This window comes from Emticicia sp., assembly GCF_049241225.1.
In the GTDB taxonomy this organism is placed as follows: domain Bacteria; phylum Bacteroidota; class Bacteroidia; order Cytophagales; family Spirosomataceae; genus Emticicia.
In genome coordinates this window covers 2,501-3,938 of the sequence record NZ_JBMLRC010000135.1, presented here as the reverse complement: position 1 = coordinate 3,938, position 1,438 = coordinate 2,501, and the positions used below count along the sequence as shown (strand labels likewise).

The window sequence follows — 1,438 nt, the reverse complement described above, 5'->3', positions numbered from 1 at the left end:
GCCGAGGCCAACAAGGCGGCTCCATGAGCAGCCCATTGATTAACGGCTGGCTTGAGATAACTCTCAACCGTATTTACCTCATCAGCAGTCAACTGACGATTGGCTTGATACACCCAAATGCGGGCATCTTGCGGAATTTTATCGAAATCTACGTACATAATATTGTCTTTAAAAAAATATGCCACAATCAAAATTGCGGCATATATAATCTATAAACAATATTTTTTGAAAATAATCTCCGATAAAGTTGATTAATTTTTTATTGAATATAAGTTCTCTCAAATTTCATTATGAAAATGATTCATTGCCGTCTGCTTTAGCTGACGGAATCTTGAAAGAGCAAATCAAATTTGACTTTAGTCAAACCATTTATTTAAACTAAAGTCAAATTTGATTAAACATAAATATCCGTCAGTTAAAACTGACGGCAATGAATATTTACTGATGAATATCGAATTTTGTTTAGAAAATAAACAAGTTAGAAATCGGGTCGCCGATGCGATTGTCTTACATCGCTTGCTCCAACAATTCAGCTAAATCATAAACTTTTACTTCATGCTCACGCTCTTTGTTTTTTACACCATCTGACATCATCACCATGCAGAACGGACACGCCACCGCAATCGTTTTTGCTCCAGTAGCAAGTGCATCTTCTATGCGTTCGATGTTTACTTCTTTTGTGCCTTTTTCGGCATCTTTAAACATTTGAGCTCCGCCTGCACCGCAGCAAAGTCCGTTGGTTTTGCAACGCTTCATTTCTACGAGTTCAGCATCCAAATTTTCGAGTAACTGGCGTGGAGCTTCATAAATATCATTGGCACGACCCAAATAACAAGAATCGTGGTACGTAATTTTTTGTCCTTTAAACGAGCCACCGCCTTCAATTTTCACTCGCCCTTCGTTGATTAATTGCTGTAGATAGGTCGAATGGTGAATTACTTCGTAGTTTCCGCCTAATTCTGGGTATTCATTTTTAAGCGTATTGAAGCAATGCGGACAAGCCGTCACGATTTTCTTCACGCCGTAGCCATTCAAAACTTGAATGTTTTGTTGAGCCAACATCTGGAATGTAAATTCGTTTCCTGCTCTACGTGCGGGGTCGCCCGTACAAGCCTCTTCTGTGCCGAGAACAGCGAATTTTACCCCAATTTTATTCAAAATCTTTACAAACGAAATCGTAACTTTTTTATATCGGTCATCAAACGAACCAGCACAACCCACCCAAAACAATACTTCGGGTTCTTGACCGCTTGCTGCCATTTCTGCCATCGTAGGCACTTTATATTCGATAGTTTCTGCCATTTTTTTAATTAAGAATGTAGAATTAAGAATTAAGAATGATTTTTATTGTAACTCAACATTAACAAAAATAGTATGCGTGCATAATATTTGCAAGCGAGTAGCCGAAAATTATTTCTTGCAAAATAATCAATTTTCT

The 1,438-nt window shown here is 37.9% G+C and carries 1 protein-coding gene; it reads right to left on the bottom strand.

Features of this window, described 5'->3' with window-relative positions; genetic code table 11:
• Positions 1 to 507 precede the first annotated feature (507 nt).
• Positions 508 to 1,302 carry a (Fe-S)-binding protein gene (locus ACOVO2_RS08205; protein WP_421769493.1) on the bottom strand — a complete coding sequence of 265 codons (795 nt, stop codon included), beginning with the start codon at positions 1,300 to 1,302 and terminating at the stop codon, positions 508 to 510.
• Between the last annotated feature and the right edge of the window lie 136 nt (positions 1,303 to 1,438).